Below are 19,799 nucleotides of genomic sequence, written 5' to 3'. Positions count from 1 at the left end.
AAATCTCTGATGTCTTCAGGACGTTCACGCAGGGGAGGCAATTCTAAGGTGACGACTTTCAGGCGGTAAAATAAATCTAAACGAAATTGCTCTTTTTCAACAAGGGCGATCAGGTCTTTGTGCGTGGCGGTAATGACTCGGACATTGATATTGATAGCTTTTGTATCTCCAATTCGGGATACTTCCTTTTCTTGAAGTACGCGAAGGAGTGCAACCTGAACATTTAAAGGCATATCTCCAATTTCATCAAGGAAAATAGTCCCTTTGTCCGCTAATTCGAACTTGCCGGGTTTCCCGCCTCGGCGTGCTCCAGTGAAGGCCCCTTCAACATAGCCGAATAACTCACTTTCAATCAGTGTAGAAGAAAGTGAAGCACAGTTCAAAGCAACAAAAGGTCCTTCGCGTCGTGGACTAAGTTGATGGATTGTTCGGGCTATGATTTCCTTACCTGTTCCGCTTTCACCGTGAATGAGAACGGAAGAATGGGTCGAGGCAACCTTCGAAGCTCGTTCCAGAATTCGCTGCGTATGTTGGCTATGACCGATCCATAAGGTATTGGACGGCGATTGTTTATTACTTTGAAGTGTTCCTACGGCCCCCAATGATTTGCCAGATTCGTTAACTACACGCTTTAAGTGGGAGGAAATTTCTTTCCCTGAGCGATCTTTTATATGGAGATCTAAGGATTGTCCACTTAACGTCCACCCTTTCGGTGAACTGAAGATGTCCGCAGCGAGTTGCCCGATGATGTCTTCTTGTTTGCGCCCAAGGAGTGCAGCACCGAACGTGTTGATATTAGTAATGATGCCGTTGTGATCAATGGACAGAAACCCTTGGTTTAAAAGTGAGGAAGCTAACTTAGCTCCTTCTTGGTAAAATTTCAGCTGACTCTCCAACTCGAAAAGGCGCAAGTTTTTTTCAATCATACTTGCTCCCATCATGGCAATGGTTAAGATCTTTTCGCGGTCTCGACTAGCTTCCCCACTGATATCTATAACTCCAATAGGAGCCCCCTGGGTGTTTTGAATCGGGGCAGCCCAGCATGCTAAAAATTGATTATCGTGTACAAAGTGTTCCCAGCCGAAGACGGAGATGGGGGCATTGTCACGAAGAGCAGTTCCTATGGCATTGGTTCCTCGAATTTCTTCGCGCCAACTGGCGCCCGGACTCAAATTCACTTTTTGGGCTTTACTCATAAAGGGTGCGTCACCCATGGCTTCAATGATGTAGCCATCGTTGTCACCCAACAGAACAGTATAATTGCTATTTCCAAGCATGCTGAAAATGTAAGGCAAAACAGCTTCGCCCGCTCGGATTAGGGTGTTTTGAGCATCGCGGCGTTCACTAAGACGCGGCGAAGACAGAATGTCCTGATTAGAAATTAGAGTATGGTCTACTTGATACTCTAAACTTCTCTGCCAGGAACGATAGATGGAAGGAGAGACTTCAGATTCAACACTCTCGCCATTTATAAAACGTTTCCAATGGTTGTCCATAGATCGCTTTCCCTTTCCTCTCTAGGCATGAATTTTATTGTCCTTACAATTGTCAGAATACCATATCCATTTAAATCAAACAACAGCCAAATAAAATAATAATGACAAAGTGTCCCATTATGGAACACAAATATAAGGCAAAATGATCAAATATGGAACGTTTATGGTGCTGGGTAGTTAAACTGCCCGTTATTACTTCCTTCAAGAGCTCTTTGAGCAATAAAATTTAATTTGTTCTAATTTGTTTTAATTTGATCCTTTTTGTTTTAATTTGCTATTGCTATATCTATTTGAAAATTTAAAATAATTTTATTCCCCTTAAAAGATGGCATGAATCTTGCTTTATTACTATAGACAAGAACGCTTATAGTAAAATATGGTTTTAGTCTCTGAAGAAAATAGTTTAGCGGAATCTTATAGAAATAAGGGGGAAGATTCATGGGTGGATATACCGGAAAAGTTTTGCGAATCAATCTGACGGAAGGGAAAATAAGCACTGAGCCTTTAAACAAAGAACTTGCCAAGAACTATATTAGTGGACGTGGACTTGCAGGGAAAATGTTTGCAGACGAGGTGCCTGCAGATGTTGATGCACTTTCTCCCGAGAACAAATTGTTTATTGCTTCAGGTGCTCTAACGGGGACTAACGCTCCGACTTCCGGACGCTACATGGTTGTGACAAAATCCCCCCTGAATGGAGTTATCGCTTCTTCGAACTCCGGTGGGCAATGGGGAGCCCATCTTAAGTTCGCCGGTTATGATATGGTGATCTTAGAGGGTAAGGCTGCTCGTCCAGTATATATAAGTATTTCTGATGATTCCGTAGAAATCAAAGATGCAGCTCATGTATGGGGCAAGGATGTTTATGCTACAACGGACATCTTAAAACAGGAATTTGGGGATGACAAAGTTAAAGTCTTATCCATTGGCCCAGCTGGGGAAAAACTTTCCTTGATTTCAGCAGTTATGAATGATCTCTACCGTGCAGCAGGTCGTAGTGGAGTTGGAGCTGTCATGGGGTCGAAGAATGTTAAAGCAGTTTTGGTTCGTGGAACCGGTAAAGTAGAAAATGCGAACGCAGATGAAATGAAAAATGTCTTAAGCGCAACCATGGCTAAGCTCAAGGAAAATGGCGTAACAGGTCAAGGACTTCCAACGTATGGAACGGCTGTACTCGTTAATATTATTAACGAAAGTGGGATATATCCGGTTAACAACTTCCAAGAATCCTATGATCCCGATGCGGATCTTATCAGTGGAGAAACTATGACCGCAAACCACTTGATTAAAAAAGATCCCTGTTATCGCTGTCCAATTGCTTGTGGTCGCTATAGTAAATGGAAGGGCGGAGAAGGCGCTGGACCGGAGTATGAAACTGTATGGGTCTTTGGTTCTAACTCGGGTATCCATGATTTTGATGCCATACATAAGGCAAATGACTTATGTAACAAGTATGGACTAGACACCATTTCGGTCGGTGCCACGATTGCAGCGGGTATGGAACTGGTTCAAAAGGGCTATATTAAGCAAGAAGAACTAGACGGTACACCACTAGAGTTTGGAAATGCTGATGGAATGGTTGAATGGGTACGTAAAATCGCGTTTGCTGAAGGATTGGGTGCCAAAATGGCGTTGGGTTCTTATCGTTTAGCGGAAATTTATGGAGCGCCGGAATTGTCCATGTCGGTGAAAAAATTAGAACTTCCAGCCTATGATCCACGAGGCGTACAGGGTCAAGGTCTTCAATTTGCCACCAGTAACCGGGGCGGCTGTCACGTTCGTGGGTATTTGATTTCTCCGGAAGTCATAGGAATGCCTGAAAAACTGGATCGTACCGTCATCGAAGGAAAAGCAACTTGGGTCAAGATCTTCCAAGATCTCACTGCCGTGATTGACTCTCTTGGTCTCTGTTTATTCTCCTCGTTTGCCCTTGGCCTTTCAGACTACAGAGCCTTGGTCAATGCTGTGACTGGTTTCAATTATACGGATGAGGAGCTGCTCGCTTGTGGAGAGCGGATCTGGAACAATGAACGCTTGCACAATTTAAAGGTTGGCTACACTGCAGCAGAAGACACTCTGCCCAAACGGTTATTAAATGATCCAATTCCAGAAGGCCCTTCTAAAGGACAAACCATCAGATTAGCAGAACTTCTGCCTCAGTATTATATTGAGCGTGGATGGAGCGCAACAGGAGTCCCTACACCTGAACGTCTAAGCAGCCTGGGAATGTAGGCTTCAAGGCGAGGCTTGAAGTCCAAGGTTCCGGGTTCGAAGCTCGTAATTTAAGTTTCAATGAACAAGTTATTGAGGGGGGGACCTTTTAGGAGGTCCCCCTTAGAGTATCGTGGTATAATAAAGTATCTTACGATTAAATCAGAGCATTAACCTTTCGAATTCCTGTGAAGAGAGGGGGAACCATATTGCGTGTGACGGTTAAACTTTTTGCCACCTTTAGGGAAGGTCGTTTTAAAGTCGAAGAGAAAGATTTGCCAGACTCTAGCCGCGTCATTGATGTCCTTTTACCCTTGAATATTACCCCTGAGGAAGTGGCTATTTGTCTTGTTAACGGACGTGATGTCAATGAACAACACGTATTAAACGATGGAGATACTATTGCACTCTTCCCACCAGTTGGGGGGGGTTAAATGAACTTCGAGGGTCGATATAAACGGAATAGTGAAACCTTTTCTAAAATTGACCAACTTAAGTTTGCTGCCTCAACGGTGGCGATTGTGGGTTGTGGAGGACTTGGAGGATATATTGCTGAAGAGTTCGCACGAATCGGGGTGGGACGATTAATTCTAATTGATGGAGATCGCCTCGAGGTCAGCAATCTTAACCGACAGATTATGGCGACTGAACTAAACTTGGGACAGTACAAAGTAGAAGCCGCTCAGGAAAGATTAGGGATTGTGAATTCTGAGGTGCGAATCGAAGTGGTGAAAGGTTGGTTTGAGGAAGATCGGGGTGCCGAATTGTTTCGGGAAGTCGATCTAGTCTGCGATGCTCTTGATTCGATGCAAGCCCGAGTTGGGCTAGAACGAGTCTGTCATCAAATGGCGTTGCCACTGGTTTTTGCTAGTATTGCAGGCTGGTTTGGTCAACTGGGAGTTAGTTTACCAGGAGATTATAGTGTTTCTAAGCTATTTGGACGTGCTGATCGAGGCGTCGAGAGTATTTGGGGTAATCCTGCGTTTACTCCGGCCGTCTTGGCAAGTCTAAGCGTGGCGGAAGGGGTAAAGATATTGGTTGGACGCCAGCCTTCACTACGTCATGCTTGGTTACAAGTTGATTTACAGACCATGGAGTTTGAACGATTTGAAATCCAGTATTAACAATTGACGAAAGGTGTAATGAACCATGGGTAGCAGTAGCGAATTGTTTAAGGTCAAGACCTTGGCTGAGGCAATTGAAACCATCAAGCCCTATGTACTCTCCTATTATCAGCGCGTAGAGACTATTGCTTTGGCTGATTCGTTGGGACGAATTCTCACCCAAGCTATTCCTGCAGTCTGCGCATTACCTCATTTTCGTAAATCCACGATGGATGGAATGGCCGTTCGGGCGGCAGATACGTTTGGAGCGAGCGAAAGTATGCCTGCCTTGCTTCAATGTTATGGAGAAGTAAGGATGGGAGAAGATCCAAAGGAACCTTTGGCAAAAGGTACGGGAATACTAATGCCGACAGGCGGGATGTTACCTGAGGGAGCAGATGCTGTCGTGATGGTTGAGCATCTCGAACATTTTGGCGAACAACTTTATGGTGTTACCAAAGCCGTTGCACCAGGAGAAAATCTGATCGACATTGGGGAAGACTTGATCGAAGGAGAAGTTATCTTACAAAAATTCACTCGGATTAGGGCACAGGAAATGGGACTTCTTGCTTCGCAAGGAATCCTGAAAGTCCCCGTGTTGCCTCGCTTTCGGGTAGGAATTTTATCAACCGGGGATGAAATAATTTCTCCGGAGCAAGAACCAAAGCCTGGGCAGTCAAGAGATATTAATGGCTACACGTTGCTTGGACAAGCACAGGCGAGTGGTGCCCATGCTCGTTATTATGGTATAGTGAAAGATGATTTGGAAGCACTTCGTTCTGCTCTAACTCAGATGTTAGAGGAAAATGATATTGTGTTACTTTCAGGTGGAAGCTCTGTTGGATCACGGGATCTATCCGCCCAACTGATTGGCGAACTTGGAAAGCCAGGACTTCTATTTCATGGTTTAGCTTTAAGGCCGGGGAAGCCGACAATTGGCGGTGTTGTGGATGGTAAACTGATCTTTGGATTACCAGGACATCCTGCCTCCGCGATGATTGTGTTTGAAACTTTGGTCCGTCCCTGGTTGGATGGGTCCATCATATATCCCAAATCGGTTCCCTTGCCCAAGGGAACATTAACCCAAAATTTATATTCTGGAAGTGGCCGGGAAGAGTATGTTCGTGTACAGCTCATACCACACGATGATGAATGGAAGGTTGAACCGATTCGTGGGAAATCTGGTCTGATTCGAACTATGGTCTTAGCTGATGGGTTAGTGCATATTGGCATAAATACGGAAGGTATTGAGGCAGGTAAAAAGGTCTATTTCCAGCTTTTGCGTTAATATGTAGAATTACAAATGGAATGGGAGGTATAGCAAACCGTGGAACGCCAAATATATCTTGAAAACAGGGCTTGGCAAGAGGGCTTGGCATTAATGATGGAAAAGCTTGCTGGGCGTTGTATCCCGAAAAATGAAGTTATCGATGTACGGTCATCACTCCATAGAATCACGGGTTCAATTGTTCGGGCCAAACGTAGTTCACCCCACTTTGCAGCTTCAGCCATGGATGGGTATGCTATTCGGGCTAAGGATACTCACGGAATCTCGGAGCGGGAGCCGCGGTGGTTAGAACTTGGAAATCAAGCAGTTCAAGTCGATACCGGTGATCCACTTCCTGAAGGAATGGATGCAGTAGTTATGTTGGAAGATGTTTTGGAATTGAGCGAGCGTGGAATCTTACTTCAAGCTCCCGTGGTTCCTTGGAATCATGTCCGACCTGTCGGAGAGGACATTGTGGAGGGAGAAGTACTTCTCCCCATTCATCATCGCATTCGCCCCCAAGATCAGGGAGCTTTGCTCGCTGCAGGGCTACTACAGGTGGAAGTTCGACAGAAACCTCGCGTAGGAATTTTACCGACGGGGGATGAAATTCGTTCACCAGAGGAGTCCTTGCTGGTAGGCGATATTGTGGATAGCAATTCCACGGTTCTAGCTTCCTTGGTGGAAGAATGGGGTGGCGTAGCCACGGTTTGGCCAATAACCCCAGATCAGCCCGAGCGCTTAGAAAAGGCAATTTTGGAGATCTCTGAGTCACAAGATATTTTAGTAATTATTGCAGGATCTTCTCAAGGCCGGGATGACTATACCTCTCAATTGATCCAAAAACATGGAACACTTTATCTGCATGGTGTTGCTATTAAACCAGGCAAACCTGTTGTTTTAGGGGAGGTCAACGAGAAACCAGCGTTTGGTATCCCTGGATATCCGGTGTCTACTTACCTGACAGCACATCTCTTCCTAGAACCTTGGGTTAAGCATTTACAGGGTTTAGGTCAAGATTCTGCCAATCTTCTGGAGGCTGTGATCAGCAAGAAAGTCTTTTCTTCGTTGGGAAGTGAAGAATTTGTGCGGGTCAAAGTCGGAAAAGTAGGGGAACGCTGGGTGGCTGCTCCTTTGAGCAGAGGTGCGGGCGTGACGATGAGTTTAGTGAGAGCGGATGGGATGCTTCGAGTTCCCCGTCTACAGGAAGGGTTCCATGAGGGAGAGACGGTCCCCATTGAGCTTTTACGGCCTGTTGCGGAGTTAGAAGAAACGCTGGTATGCATAGGGTCCCATGATCTAACGTTGGATGTTTTAAGCAGCCATATGAAGGCCAAGGGTGGGCAGGGAGGGATTGCCTCAGCTCATGTAGGGAGCCTAGCAGGTATTCTGTCTCTACGTAAAGGGGAGGCCCATTTTGCAGGGATTCACTTACTTGATCCAGAGACTGGGGAGTATAATAAGTCCTATTTGCAACGGTTCTTGCCCGGGAGAGATATTGCTCTCATGAATTTAGTATATCGGACCCAAGTTTTGATTGTACCGAAAGGAAACCCGTATAACATTCAGACTCTTGAGGATCTAGTTCGTCCAGGAATACGCTTTATCAATCGTCAGGGTGGATCTGGAACAAGAGTTCTTTTTGACTATTTGCTTCAAAAACAAGGCTTTACTAAAGAGCAAATCTTAGGCTATGAGCGAGAGGAATTTACTCACTTAGCCGTGGCAGTTGCAGTCGCCTCAGGAGCGGCCGATGTCGGATTAGGTATTCAAAGTGCGGCAGAAGCCTTAGGTCTAGATTACGTGTTGGTCGGTGAAGAACGCTATGATCTGGCAATTCCACGGGAATTCCTCGAGGAACCTCGAATGAAAGCGATGATTGAGGTCATTCAAAGCAAAGCGTTTCAGGAGGACGTTCTGGCACTGGGCGGGTACGATGTCAGAGATACGGGAGTATTTTACGGGTAAGGGAGAAATGGATACCCATATCAAGTTAAGGGTTCTGTTTGAGGTGCAAACTGATAAATTGACAAACAAATTGACATCCAAATTTGAACAAGGCAAAAAGAATCCATGTCAGAATAAAGGGCGTGGATTCTTTTAGATGGATGTGCTATTGGCTATCCTGCCCAAAATCCGACGCAACCGGACCGTGCCTCTATTGAGGAAGTAACCACTTGGTATATTTAAATTACAGAAATTCACCGCCCGGTTGAAGAGTTAATATGCAAAGAGTTGATATACAAAGAATTGATATATAAGGAAAAATGACGTGCGAAAATGTTGCCATTTCGCACGTCATTCCTATTGCCATTTAATCCTTTTTTGCACCTCAAAACGGAACCCGCTACATATCTGTCCCCAACTTGCATTTATTTGCCAAAGGAACAGCGCGGGTAGATGCAAACTGGGCAGTCGAGACAGAGACCACCACTTCCGAGTTTGACGATATCATGGCGCGTCAGGCGTTCACCTGTCAGTATACGCGGAGCGACTAAATCGAAGGCGGTTGTCTTGGAATACATAACGCAACCAGGTAATCCCATGATAGGCACATCTCCGATGTAGGCAAGTAAAAACATCGCTCCTGGTAACACCGGAGCTCCATAAGTGATGAGCTCGGCTCCCATTTCTTTGATGGCCGTGGGAGTGACGTCATCTGGATCAACAGACATACCGCCACTTACTAAGATCATTTCAGCGCCTTGATCAAGTTGATTTTGAATAGAGCTTTGGATCAAGGACACATCATCATTGGCTAAGGTTTGGGCGAGGACTTCAGATCCCCAGTTTTCAACTTTCGTTCGTAGTACAGGGCTGAATTTATCTTGGATCCGTCCGTGATAGACTTCACTTCCGGTGGTTACGATGCCGACCTTCATGTGCTTGAGAGGTCGAACCTCCAAAATAGGATCAGAGAATGTCTGAGCAATCCGTTCCGCTTCAATAATTAAGGATTCCTCAATCATCAAAGGTACGACTCGAGTTCCAGCGACTTTATCTCCTTTCTTGACAGGATAGTGATTATGAAGCGTGGAGAGAATGATGTGTTCTAATGTATTCAAGGCCAAAATGCCGTCCACAGAGGAATAAAGTAGTCCATCGTGGGCAGCGGTAATAGTTACTTTTCCTTCTTTGGGCTCGTCGAGGAGCAGTCCAGAACCAGTTACAGCATGGGCGAGGCGCTCCGCAGCTTCATTTTCATGGATCAGGCCGGGTGTTTGATCCCAGACAAAAATATGCTCTTTTCCCATACTTAGAAGAACGGGAATATCCTCTGCCTGGATGACATGTCCCTTGCGAAAACGCGGCCCTTTAACGACGCCAGGGATGATCTGAGTCATGTCATGGACTAGAATAGCTCCAATAGAATCTTGAACTTTAATTTTTTCCATGGGATATATCCTCCAATACATCATGTAAGGTGTGCTCACATACAACATACCTTGATTGGGATTAAAAACTGTCAGAGGTTCGGGCAGACTGAGGGGAAAACAATATGTCCCACTTGCATGGTACCTCATTCTTTACACTCGGTCAAGGTATAAATCATATTCCGCTGGTCATGGAGGCCGAGTGTCCCTGTAGCCTAAAATCGAACATGGATGTTCAATTTTAGAACACTACTATAACTCAAACACGACGTTCAGTTTGAGCGCAGCCATGGCAAGGGCGCGTGATGGCGAGAAGGGCTCATTGGAAATTCGACAAAAAGTAGCTAATTTTCTACGGTGTCGAAATCTGGAAAGGGAGTATACCACTATTATTGAAATCGCAAAAGTTCTTGGCATAAATATTGCATGTTCATCAAGCTAACCAAAGCCAAGTAAAGCAAAAATAATCAAAACAAGCAAAGCTAAACCAAACTAAACTAAACTAAATCAAAGCCTTTAGGCAAGTAAAAAAGAATGGGAGGAACAAATTTGTCAGTTGTTCATCAAATGGATGGTGGGGAAATTTGCTTTACTGATGTCTAATACTTACCTCAACAAAATGGAAGGCTGCAATTTGTAACATGAATAACTTGCGAAACTCATGGTGTAACCTTTAGAGAATGAAGTTTATAAAGGAGCGGAAAAAATGATTAAAAAACATGTCAGCATTAACGGTGTCTCCCAGACATTAATTGTCGATGGGGAAGTCACCCTAGCCAATGTGTTGCGAGGACAACTGCACATGACCGGGACTAAAATAGGATGTGGAAAAGCTCAATGCGGTGCCTGTTCGGTCATTATAGATGGAAAAGTCATCCGGTCCTGCGTGACAAAAATGAAACGGATTGCCGATGATGCAGTGATTACGACGATTGAAGGCGTAGGCACTAAGGAACACTTACATCCTTTGCAGCTCGCCTGGATGATCCATGGGGCTGCCCAATGCGGGTTCTGCAGCCCGGGATTCATTGTTTCAGCCAAACAACTATTAGAGGAAAATGATAATCCTTCTAGAGAAGATGTTCGTGATTGGTTTCAAAAACACAGAAATGCCTGCCGGTGCACAGGGTATAAGCCTCTAGTTGACGCGGTCATGGAAGCCGCCAGGTTGATTCGTGGTGAGGTTACCGTAGAAGAGCTATGGTGCAAATTACCGGAAGATGGGCGAATTTGGGGCACAGAATTCATCCGGCCCTCTGCGTTAGCTAAGGTCACCGGCACATGGGACTTTGGCGCTGATGTAGGAATTAAAATGCCTTGTGAAACTCTGCAACTTAAACTAGTTCAGGCCAAGGTTTCTCATGCTAATATTCTATCGATCGACACTTCCGAAGCTGAAAAAATGCCAGGTGTTTATAAAGTGATCACACATAAGGATGTCGTGGGCAAAAACCAAATTACTGGTTTAATCACATTCCCAACGAATAAAGGGGATGGATGGGATCGCCCGATCCTCTGCGAGAAAAAAGTGTTCCAATTTGGGGATGCGATAGCCATTGTTGCTGCCGATACTGCAGCACATGCCCAGGCTGCAGCCGATAAAGTAAAGGTGGAGCTCGAATTACTCCCTGAATATATGAGTGCTCCGGCAGCTATGGCTGATGATGCAATTGAAATTCATCCCGGAACACCCAATGTATATTTCGAAGTTAAAGTGGTCAAAGGCGAAGATACTAAGCCACTATTGCAAGCAGCCGATGTCGTTGTCGAAGATGATTTTTATGTTGGACGTCAACCCCATATGCCCATTGAGCCAGATGTTGGCTTTGCTTTCTTTGATGAAGAGGGTAAATTGATCATTCATTCTAAGAGTATTGGCATACATCTCCATCAGGCTATGATCTGTGCAGGGATCGGGATTGAATCGGACAAGCTGATTTTAGTCCAAAACCCAGCCGGCGGCACCTTTGGCTATAAGTTCAGTCCAACGATTGAAGCCTTATTAGGGGTTGCAGCTGTGGCGACAGGGAAACCAGTCTACCTCGAGTTTGACTACTATCAGCAAACAACTTATACAGGGAAACGTTCGCCTTTCTTTATTAATCTTAAGTTAGGGGCTACCAAAGAGGGTAAATTAACGGCTATGGAATCTGATTGGACCGTTGACCATGGTCCTTATTCCGAATTTGGAGACTTACTCACCATGCGAGGCACTCAGTTCATAGGCTGTGGTTACAACATCCCCAATATTCGCGGCAATGGACGAACTGTGTGTACTAACCACGCTTGGGGTTCAGCATTCCGGGGTTATGGATCTCCTCAAAGTACTTTCTCCTCCGAGGTCTTGATGGATGAACTTGCGGAGAAATTGGGTATGGATCCCTTTGAATTACGTTATAAAAACGTCTACAGACCAGGTGACACTACGCCAACCGGCTGTGAGCCAGATGTTTACTGCATGGTTGATATAATGGATAAACTAAAACCTGCTTACGAGAAAGCGCAGGAATGGGCTAAACAGCCAGCATCCACTGCTGATAAGAAACGCGGAATTGGTATGTCTATCGGTGTCTATGGGTCAGGTCTAGACGGAGCAGACAGCTCTGTGGTCAATGTGGAATTAACGGCTAAAGGCGTTACAGTTTATACTTCCTGGGAGGATCATGGTCAAGGCGCGGATATGGGGACCTTAGCTACTGCTCATGAGGCTTTGCGTCCTTTGGGAGTTAAACCGGAAGATATCAAACTTGTTATGAATGATATGGCAAGAACTCCTAACAGTGGACCTGCCGGAGGAAGTCGTTCTCAAGTTTTGGTCGGTAATGCCACCCGTGTTGCTTGCGAAGAGCTGTTGAAAGGGATTACGAAGGCCGATGGGACCTTCCGAACCTATGAAGAAATGATCGCCGAAAAATTACCCGTCTTTTTCACAGGAGCTTGGACCGCACCTGCTAAGGAGTGTAGCGTCGAGACCGGACAAGGGAATCCTTTTGCTGTTTATATGTACGGAGCTTTCTTGTCGCAAGTTGAAGTCAACATCACGACCGGTAAGACTGAAGTTGCCAAAATGACGATGGTAGCAGATGTCGGTAAGATTGCCAATAAATTGGTAGTGGACGGACAAATGTATGGAGGATTAGTTCAAGGTTTAGGCCTAGCTCTTAGCGAGGACTTCGAAGATCTTAAGAAACACATCGATTTAATGAGTTGCGGGTTACCTTATGTCAAAGATGTCCCAGATAATATTGAACTCCTCTATGTAGAAACCTATAGACCTCATGGTCCTTTTGGCGCAGCAGGTTCAGGAGAATTGCCTTTGACCTCGCCTCATGCTTCAATTATTAATGCAATTTATAATGCCTGCGGAGCACGAATGACACACTTACCTGCACGTCCAGAAAAAGTACTTGCGGCACTTAACGCTAAAAGCTAATTATTCCACGTCTGGCCGACGGGTCGTAAACGTGGAGACATAATTGCTTGATCTGATGGCGATGGCTTAGCGTCACTAAACCTTAACTTATGAAGTTAAGGAAGTGGCTCTAAGCCCCTGGAATAAGTTCAGTTAATACTAATGATGAGGTTGCTAACTTCATCATTAGTATGTTTCTAATTTCTGATTTAAGGTGCCCAACTCTCGTATTTGAGCCTTTCAGTACAGAAGTCTCTATGTTCAGCTTTAGCCGAACTAGCTCAGGGGAGTAAATATTTCAGGTGACATAAATGCGAACCAGAAAAATGCGCCCGCTCTAGTGGCTTTGGAAACCAGAATATCCTTAATCGCAGGCAATAACTTAAGGAAGTGGGTGTTGCTGATGGATCAGGACGAATTAAAAAAACAAGAAGCTAAGTGTACCCAGGAAAATCCCCCAGCCTGTACAGCAAGTTGTCCTATCCATGTAGATGCTCGGAAATTGATGTTGGACATTCAAAATCAGGACTTGAAAAGTGCCTTAGCAACACTGCAAAAAAAACAGCCCTTTCCCGGAATTATTAGCCGAATTTGCGATCATCCCTGTGAAGCTGAATGCAAACGCCAAGAGGCTGGACCGGCCATTGCTATTTCAGCTTTAGAGAGGTTTTGCGTGAAGAACCAAACAAAAATAGTTAAGGCGGGGATAGTCCCTCCAAAAAGCCAGACAGTTGCGGTCGTTGGTTCGGGACTAAGAGGCCTGACTGCAGCCTATGACTTGGCTAAAAAAGGATATAAGGTTAGTCTGTTTGAGAAAGCAGATCGCCTTGGCGGTGACCTGTGGAATTTCTCGGATGCCCAATTACCCCCGGAGGTTATCGTCGAGGAACTGTCCGTATTAAATCGGCTTAACGTTCAAATACACCTAAATACAGCAATAACCCAGCAAGATTTAGCTAAGCTTCAAGAAGAATTTAATGTCGTTTATCTGGGGCTTGCTGCTCATTCAGATGAGATTTCTGAGCTCTTAGGCGAACAGTCGTGGATCGACCCGGTTACGTGTGCTACACCACTCCCAGGAATATTCAGCGGGGCAGTTGTGGGAAATGATTCCCCTATCAAGTCAGTTGCTGATGGCCGTAAAGCAGCAGTTAGCATAGATAGATACTTACAGGGCGTTTCTTTAACAGCGTCCCGAGAAGGGGAAGGACCTTTTGAGACGCAACTATACGTTAATACCAAAGGGATAAGCCCACTGCCTGCTGTGCAAATGAATGACGAGCCTGGGGGGTATACGTCTGAGGAAGCCGTTCAGGAGGCAGGCAGGTGCCTGAATTGTCAATGTCTCGAATGTGTGAAAGCTTGCAAATATATGCAAGAATACGGCAGTTATCCAAAAAAATATTTAAGGCAAATATATAATAACGATACGATCGTCATGGGAATGCGCCACGGGAATAAAATGATCAATTCCTGTAGTCTTTGTGGGCAGTGCGCAGAAATATGTCCTCAGGGACTAGACCTGGGTGAGACCTGTAAAGCAACCCGGGAGAGCATGGTGAGCAAAGGGAAAATGCCACCCTCGGCCCACGATTTTGCCCTGCGGGATATGGCCTTTAGTAACAGTGAAGAATTTGCTATGTCCAGACATCAGCCAGGCCATGATTCCAGTCAATATGTTTTCTTTCCCGGATGCCAATTAAGTGGCTCCTCACCGGAACAGGTTGAAAAAGTTTACGCTTATCTAAGAGAGAAGCTTTCTGGAGGAGTAGCGCTCATGTTACGTTGTTGTGGTGCTCCGGCCGATTGGGCAGGTGATCAAACTCTATTCCAAAGTAGTTTAGAGGGTATGGTCGCGGAATTAGAAAGCTTAGGCAAACCACAACTCATCGTAGCCTGTTCCACCTGTCACAGCGTGTTCCGGGAAAAATTTAAAGGAGTTGTCTCTTTGTGGGAGTTGATGGCAGACTTGGATTTACCTGTACAGGGTGCCGTTATAAACGGGAGTATATTAGCTGTACAGGATGCTTGTACGACGAGAAATGAACCGATCATCCAGGATGCCGTCCGACACATCTTAACTAAACTAGGGTGTAAAATCGAAGAATTGCCCTACAACAAAGAACGAACAAAGTGTTGCGGTTTTGGAGGGCTGACGTCCTTCGCCAATCCGGAATTGGCGAAGAAGATCATTGAAGACCGAATCAGTGAAAGCACCACGGACTATGTAGCCTACTGTGCTATGTGCCGAGATAATTTTGCTTCCAAGGGTAAACGCACAGTTCATTTATTAGATCTAGTTTTCGGAACTGACCTGGATAAGGCTGCTATCAGGCCTAGTGTGGGATTTTCCTATCGGCATGAGAATCGAGCAAAACTAAAAAGAACGTTGTTACACTCTCTGTGGAAAGAAGCTCCACAGGAAAAGGATGTGGCGTATTTGACGGTTAACCTCGAGTTAAATGAAAGAGTTCTGGAGATCATGGAAGAACGACGTATTCTGATTGAAGATATTCAACAGGTGATAGAACTTGCGGAGCGAACAGGCAGAAAGTTTATTAATCCGGACAATGGTCACAGTTTAGCCTACTTCCGCCCTGTCAAGGTGACCTATTGGGTTGAATATCAACCTCAGGAACAAGGCTTTGTGGTGCTCAATGTTTATAGCCACCGCATGGAAATTGTGGAGGAAAGTCATGAATAACACGTTAAAACAGACCCCAACAACCCTTTGGAAGTGCGGAAAATGTGGCGGTGAACTGCAGCGGGGTTCGGTCAAGGCATCTTACTTGGGCAATGATTTTGTAGTGGAAGAACTAAAATGCCTTAACTGTGGCTTGGTGTTGATTACTGAGGAATTGGCTTTAGGCAAGATGTTTGAAGTGGAACAAAGCCTTGAGGATAAGTAAGGGGGAGTATGATGGTGGTCGATGCTTTTCGCATGTTTCAATTAGCTACCCAGGGATTTTGTTGTAGCCAAATTATGTTAATCCTCGGTTTGGAGGAACAAGGCAAGGAAAACCCCGACTTAATTAAAGCAATGCACGGTCTGTGTGGAGGAGTAGGCAGGTCGGGAAAAACCTGTGGTGCCCTTACCGGGGGGGCATGTCTAATTGGTTTAAATGTTGGGAAGGGAACTCCCACCGAATTTAGTCACGCCAAAATCAACGTCATGATCAATGACTTGTTGGAGTGGTTTGAAGACGTCTATGGCACTCTAGAATGCTCTGGGATTTTAGACCACTCTCTGGATGAGGGCAATGAGTATCCTGTGCAATGCGGCAATATTGTTACAACGACCTTTAGTAAGGTACAAGAGATTTTGGCGTCTTATGCAGAAGACTCTGAGTCAACGGACGAGGATTAATACAGAGGTCTGAAGCCGGAAGCCGGAAGTTTAGAAGTCAAGTTTAGAAGCCGGAAGTGGGAGTCTTGGAAGTGGACAAATTGTGAAAAACGATATATTTAAAATGTATGAGAGTGACCTGCTGAGTCAGGCGACAGGGGATACTTTAAGACCTGGTGGGTTTTTCTTAACCGATTTGGGAGTCAAAAGCTGTGACTTTCTTCCGGACGCGAGGGTTTTAGATGTGGGCTGCGGTTGCGGTGCAACGGTAGAACGTCTTGTTTCGCTGTATCAGCTTCAGGCCATCGGTTTAGACCCTTCAGAGCTGCTGCTAGAGAGTGGGAGAAGGAAAAATCCAGATTTAAACCTAATTCGAGGGCAGGGAGAAGACCTACCCTTTCCTGCAGAAAACATGGACGGGGTATTTGCGGAGTGTGCCTTGTCCGTCATGGAGGACATAGATCAAGCGCTAAACGAAATTTTCAGGGTGCTCAAACCGAGCGGATGGTTAGTGATCAACGATGTGTATGCTCGAAATCCTGACGGTCTCCAAGGTCTGCAGGAACTCAAACTCGACTCGTGTATCAGAAGAGCGTTACCCAAGGAGCAATTAGTTAATAAGCTTGTCGAACAGGGGTTTAAGATCGTTAATTGGACGGATCATACGAACCTGCTGACCCAACTAACGGTCGATCTGATCATGGCCCATGGCTCTATGACTCAGTTTTGGCTTAAGACTACTTCATGCTCCTGCTCATGCGCAGACTCAGACTCAGACTCAGTTGAGACTCGCCTTGTCCAGGCTGCGCTTAAACAGGTGAAGATGGGATATTTTCAATTGATCGCCCAAAAGGATGCTCACTGCAGTTAGAGAGGGATAACATATGGACGTATTGGATCAATGTTTGATTTCCACGACCGAGCGTTTAAATACCAAGCGTTTAGGTACAGAAAGTTTGTGCCCGGAATGTTTGAAAAAGATTCCTGCGCAAAGAGTGGTTCAGGGAGAAACGGTTTATCTGGTCAAACACTGCCCTGAACATGGAGACTATCGAACCCTGCTTTGGCGTGGTAGCCCTCTTTGGGATTCATGGGTCAGGCCTACGATTCCAACTCCCCCCAAGGAGTGCTTTACTCAGATCGAGAAAGGCTGTCCCTTTGATTGCGGTTTATGCGAAGACCATTATAAGACGACTTGTACGGCCTTGATAGAGGTTACGCAGCGTTGTAATCTAAACTGTCGATTTTGTTTTGCTAATGCCGGAACGGAGCTTGACGAACCTTCCTTGGCAGTTATAGAAGGGTGGTACAAAAACGTCCTTGCTGCCAGTGGGCCTGTCAATGTCCAGTTGTCCGGCGGCGAGCCAACCCTCAGAAACGACCTGCCGGAAATAGTAGACATGGGGAGAAAACTGGGCTTTAACTTTATCCAACTTAACACGAATGGCTTGAGACTTGCTGAAGATCCTATCTTTGTAAGTCGCTTGAAGGAAGCCGGTCTTAGCTCCGTGTTTTTACAATTTGACGGCACTGAGGATTCGATTTATCAGTCGATTAGGGGTCGCAGGCTCTTTGATCTTAAAGCCAAAGCTATCGAGAACTGTGCCCAACATCAGATTGGAGTTGTTTTAGTGCCTACCTTGATACCAGGCATAAACACACACAATATTGGAGGAATCATCAGGTTCGCCTTGGAAAATCATCCCGTTGTTCGTGGTGTGCATTTCCAACCCGTCAGTTATTTCGGAAGAATTTCTCAAGAACCCACAGATGAAGACAGGATTACACTCCCGGAAGTCATTCAAGCAATCGAGGATCAGACGGATGGGCTGATCAAAGTAGCCGACCTGAAACCCCACAATGGACGCTGCTCCTTTAGCGGCAATTTTACTAGACAACCAGATGGAAGCTTGAAACCGATCATCAACAATTCGTGCTGTACCGGACCAGAGCGAGCGGATGAGTTGGCTAGAAAAACACGAACCTTTGTAGCTCGGCAGTGGTCGGGAGCAGAAACACCAACGATTCAGTCTACAAGCTCCAATTCCTGGGACAATCTAATCCAACAGCTAAAAACTTATGCATTTTCCATCAGCGGTATGGCCTTTCAGGACGTGTGGAATATAGATATAGACAGATTAAAAAACTGTTGCATTCATGTGGTAAGCCCGGATGGTAAGCTAATTCCTTTTTGCGCGTATAATCTCACTGATAAGAATGGCCACTCTATTTATCGGAGGGAGAGATAGGGCTTGAACATCGAAACCACCTCGCTGGAGCCTTGGATACAGCGCAAAATTACTGGAAACAGTTCAAGCGTCTTAACCCGAAAGCAAATTGAGGACTATCAGTTGGCTAAACTGCAGGAAACGCTTAACTGGGTATCCAATAAAAGCCGATTCTATACTCGTTTGTACCAAGGAATTGATTGTAAGCTATCAACTTTTCAAGACCTATTAAAACTACCCTTTACCACGTCTGAAGATTTAAAAGATAATCCCCTAGATTTCTTGTGTGTTTCCCAAAATGATATCAACAGGATCGTCACCTTACAGAGTTCCGGCACAACGGGGAAATCTAAACGCCTGTTCTTTACTGAGGAGGATCAGGAATTGACCATCGATTTCTTTCAGCATGGCATGTTAACCTTGGTAAAGCCCAAAGATAGAGTCTTGATCATGTTACCGGGGGAAATACCGGGAAGTGTCGGAGATTTACTGCGTTTGGGTTTAGAAAGAGCGGGTGTAGTAGGGATTGTCCACGGTCTGGTTACGAATCCAGAGTCAACCCTAGGGCAAATTAGACGAGAAAATATTAACGTTTTAGTAGGAATACCTACCCAAGTATTAAGCTTAGCGAGGTTTAAAGATTCCGAGGGTTGCCCGCCCGCCCTGAGTTTGAGAAGCGTTTTGTTGAGTACGGATTATGTGCCCCTGACTATTGTCCAAGAACTCGAAAGGGCCTGGGGGTGTAAGGTGTTTAATCACTATGGCATGACTGAGATGGGGTTGGGTGGTGGACTAGAATGTAAGGGCTTCTGTGGTTACCACCTCCGGGAAGCAGACCTCTATATCGAAATTATCGATCCCAGTTCAGGGTTACCCGTAGTGGACGGGCGACCAGGTGAGATAGTCTTTACTACTTTGACCAGATCGGCAATGCCTTTAATACGTTATCGCACCGGTGACATGTCCAGGTTTATCCCGGGCCCTTGTGTGTGCCATACGGTATTGAAGCGACTGGAACTGATAAAGTCCAGAGACCGGGTTTATCTGACCCAGACTGATTACCTGACCATGGCGGACTTCGATGAGGTTCTGTTTGCGCTTGACAATGTTCTCGATTTTGAGGTAACTCTAACAGAGGGTAGGCAAGAAAAAGAAAGCCACTTACAACTTGATGTTCAGTTAAAGGGACCTGTTTCCTTCGATTCGAAAAGAAATGTGCAACAGGCCTTAGACAAAATCCCCGTAGTGAGTGATGCTAGACAGAAGGGTAGCTTGAGGGTGTTCCTTTATTTAGTCTCAAACTCTGAAGTGGTATCCAGAAAGAGTACAGCTAAACGACAGATTCAAGACAAGAGAGGGAGT

14 protein-coding genes are annotated in these 19,799 nt (G+C 45.4%); 12 read left to right on the top strand and 2 right to left on the bottom strand.

The genetic code is table 11. The features are described from left to right. The coding region (locus UF75_RS17285; RefSeq protein WP_045575823.1) for a sigma-54-dependent Fis family transcriptional regulator at window positions 1-1,496 on the bottom strand (1,496 nt) is incomplete at its 3' end. A gap of 438 nt (window positions 1,497-1,934) precedes the next feature. Here UF75_RS17285 and UF75_RS17280 point away from each other — a divergent pair. The 5 genes from UF75_RS17280 (at window position 1,935) to UF75_RS17260 (ending at window position 8,045) form a co-directional block, all read left to right on the top strand. Further along, window positions 1,935-3,728 carry an aldehyde ferredoxin oxidoreductase family protein gene (locus UF75_RS17280; protein WP_045575822.1) on the top strand — a complete coding sequence of 598 codons (1,794 nt, stop codon included), beginning with the start codon at window positions 1,935-1,937 and terminating at the stop codon, window positions 3,726-3,728. A gap of 188 nt (window positions 3,729-3,916) precedes the next feature. Then, a complete protein-coding gene (locus UF75_RS17275; protein WP_045575821.1) occupies window positions 3,917-4,141 on the top strand; it encodes a MoaD/ThiS family protein in 225 nt (74 codons plus the stop codon). Next, window positions 4,142-4,831, top strand: coding sequence for a HesA/MoeB/ThiF family protein (locus UF75_RS17270; RefSeq protein ID WP_045575820.1), 690 nt, complete (start codon window positions 4,142-4,144; stop codon window positions 4,829-4,831). A 25-nt stretch (window positions 4,832-4,856) separates the two neighbouring features. Next, window positions 4,857-6,098 (top strand): gephyrin-like molybdotransferase Glp, encoded by a 1,242-nt coding sequence (gene glp, locus UF75_RS17265; RefSeq protein ID WP_045575819.1) that lies wholly within the window; start codon window positions 4,857-4,859, stop codon window positions 6,096-6,098. A 39-nt stretch (window positions 6,099-6,137) separates the two neighbouring features. Then, window positions 6,138-8,045, top strand: coding sequence for a molybdopterin biosynthesis protein (locus tag UF75_RS17260; RefSeq protein ID WP_082075206.1), 1,908 nt, complete (start codon window positions 6,138-6,140; stop codon window positions 8,043-8,045). Between the two features lie 404 nt (window positions 8,046-8,449). On the opposite strand, the gene UF75_RS17255 is transcribed toward UF75_RS17260, so the two are convergent. Further along, on the bottom strand, window positions 8,450-9,472 hold the full coding sequence (locus UF75_RS17255) for a molybdopterin-binding protein (RefSeq protein ID WP_045575818.1): 1,023 nt from the start codon (window positions 9,470-9,472) through the stop codon (window positions 8,450-8,452). Between the two features lie 685 nt (window positions 9,473-10,157). Between UF75_RS17255 and UF75_RS17250 the strand changes: the two genes are divergently transcribed. The 7 genes from UF75_RS17250 to UF75_RS17220 all read left to right on the top strand — a co-directional run. Further along, a complete protein-coding gene (locus tag UF75_RS17250) occupies window positions 10,158-12,884 on the top strand; it encodes a molybdopterin-dependent aldehyde oxidoreductase (RefSeq protein WP_045575817.1) in 2,727 nt (908 codons plus the stop codon). A gap of 325 nt (window positions 12,885-13,209) precedes the next feature. Further along, window positions 13,210-15,567, top strand: coding sequence for a pyridine nucleotide-disulfide oxidoreductase/dicluster-binding protein (locus tag UF75_RS17245; protein ID WP_282433815.1), 2,358 nt, complete (start codon window positions 13,210-13,212; stop codon window positions 15,565-15,567). Beyond that, window positions 15,560-15,772 (top strand): DVU_1557 family redox protein, encoded by a 213-nt coding sequence (locus UF75_RS17240; protein ID WP_045575816.1) that lies wholly within the window; start codon window positions 15,560-15,562, stop codon window positions 15,770-15,772. The genes UF75_RS17245 and UF75_RS17240 overlap by 8 nt, the downstream gene beginning before the upstream one ends. An 11-nt stretch (window positions 15,773-15,783) precedes the next feature. Next, complete coding sequence (locus UF75_RS17235) at window positions 15,784-16,230, top strand: DVU_1555 family C-GCAxxG-C-C protein (protein ID WP_045575815.1); 447 nt, start codon at window positions 15,784-15,786, stop codon at window positions 16,228-16,230. Between the two features lie 103 nt (window positions 16,231-16,333). Then, the gene (gene trsM / locus UF75_RS17230) at window positions 16,334-17,080 is read left to right on the top strand and encodes a DVU_1556 family methyltransferase (protein ID WP_045575825.1); all 747 of its coding nucleotides are present in this window, start codon (window positions 16,334-16,336) and stop codon (window positions 17,078-17,080) included. A 13-nt stretch (window positions 17,081-17,093) separates the two neighbouring features. Then, complete coding sequence (gene trsS, locus UF75_RS17225; RefSeq protein ID WP_082075204.1) at window positions 17,094-18,458, top strand: radical SAM (seleno)protein TrsS; 1,365 nt, start codon at window positions 17,094-17,096, stop codon at window positions 18,456-18,458. 3 nt (window positions 18,459-18,461) lie between these two features. Continuing rightward, window positions 18,462-19,799 (top strand): DVU_1553 family AMP-dependent CoA ligase (locus UF75_RS17220; protein WP_045575814.1); only part of this gene is annotated, 1,338 nt, incomplete at its 3' end.

It is taken from the genome of Desulfosporosinus sp. I2 (assembly GCF_000960765.1).
Classification (GTDB): Bacteria; Bacillota; Desulfitobacteriia; order Desulfitobacteriales; family Desulfitobacteriaceae; genus Desulfosporosinus.
The sequence above is the reverse complement of the archived record's forward strand: the minus strand, read 5'-3'. Positions and strand labels throughout refer to the sequence as shown.

Excerpts from the sequence above, each read along its gene's own strand:
- UF75_RS17280 (WP_045575822.1), top strand. The coding sequence starts at position 1,935 with ATGGGTGGATATACCGGAAAAGTTTTGCGAATCAATCTGACGGAAGGG.
- UF75_RS17270 (WP_045575820.1), top strand. The coding sequence starts at position 4,142 with ATGAACTTCGAGGGTCGATATAAACGGAATAGTGAAACCTTTTCTAAA.
- glp (WP_045575819.1), top strand. The coding sequence starts at position 4,857 with ATGGGTAGCAGTAGCGAATTGTTTAAGGTCAAGACCTTGGCTGAGGCA.
- UF75_RS17255 (WP_045575818.1), bottom strand. The coding sequence starts at position 9,472 with ATGGAAAAAATTAAAGTTCAAGATTCTATTGGAGCTATTCTAGTCCAT.
- UF75_RS17250 (WP_045575817.1), top strand. The coding sequence starts at position 10,158 with ATGATTAAAAAACATGTCAGCATTAACGGTGTCTCCCAGACATTAATT.
- UF75_RS17240 (WP_045575816.1), top strand. The coding sequence starts at position 15,560 with ATGAATAACACGTTAAAACAGACCCCAACAACCCTTTGGAAGTGCGGA.
- UF75_RS17235 (WP_045575815.1), top strand. The coding sequence starts at position 15,784 with ATGGTGGTCGATGCTTTTCGCATGTTTCAATTAGCTACCCAGGGATTT.
- trsM (WP_045575825.1), top strand. The coding sequence starts at position 16,334 with ATGTATGAGAGTGACCTGCTGAGTCAGGCGACAGGGGATACTTTAAGA.
- trsS (WP_082075204.1), top strand. The coding sequence starts at position 17,094 with ATGGACGTATTGGATCAATGTTTGATTTCCACGACCGAGCGTTTAAAT.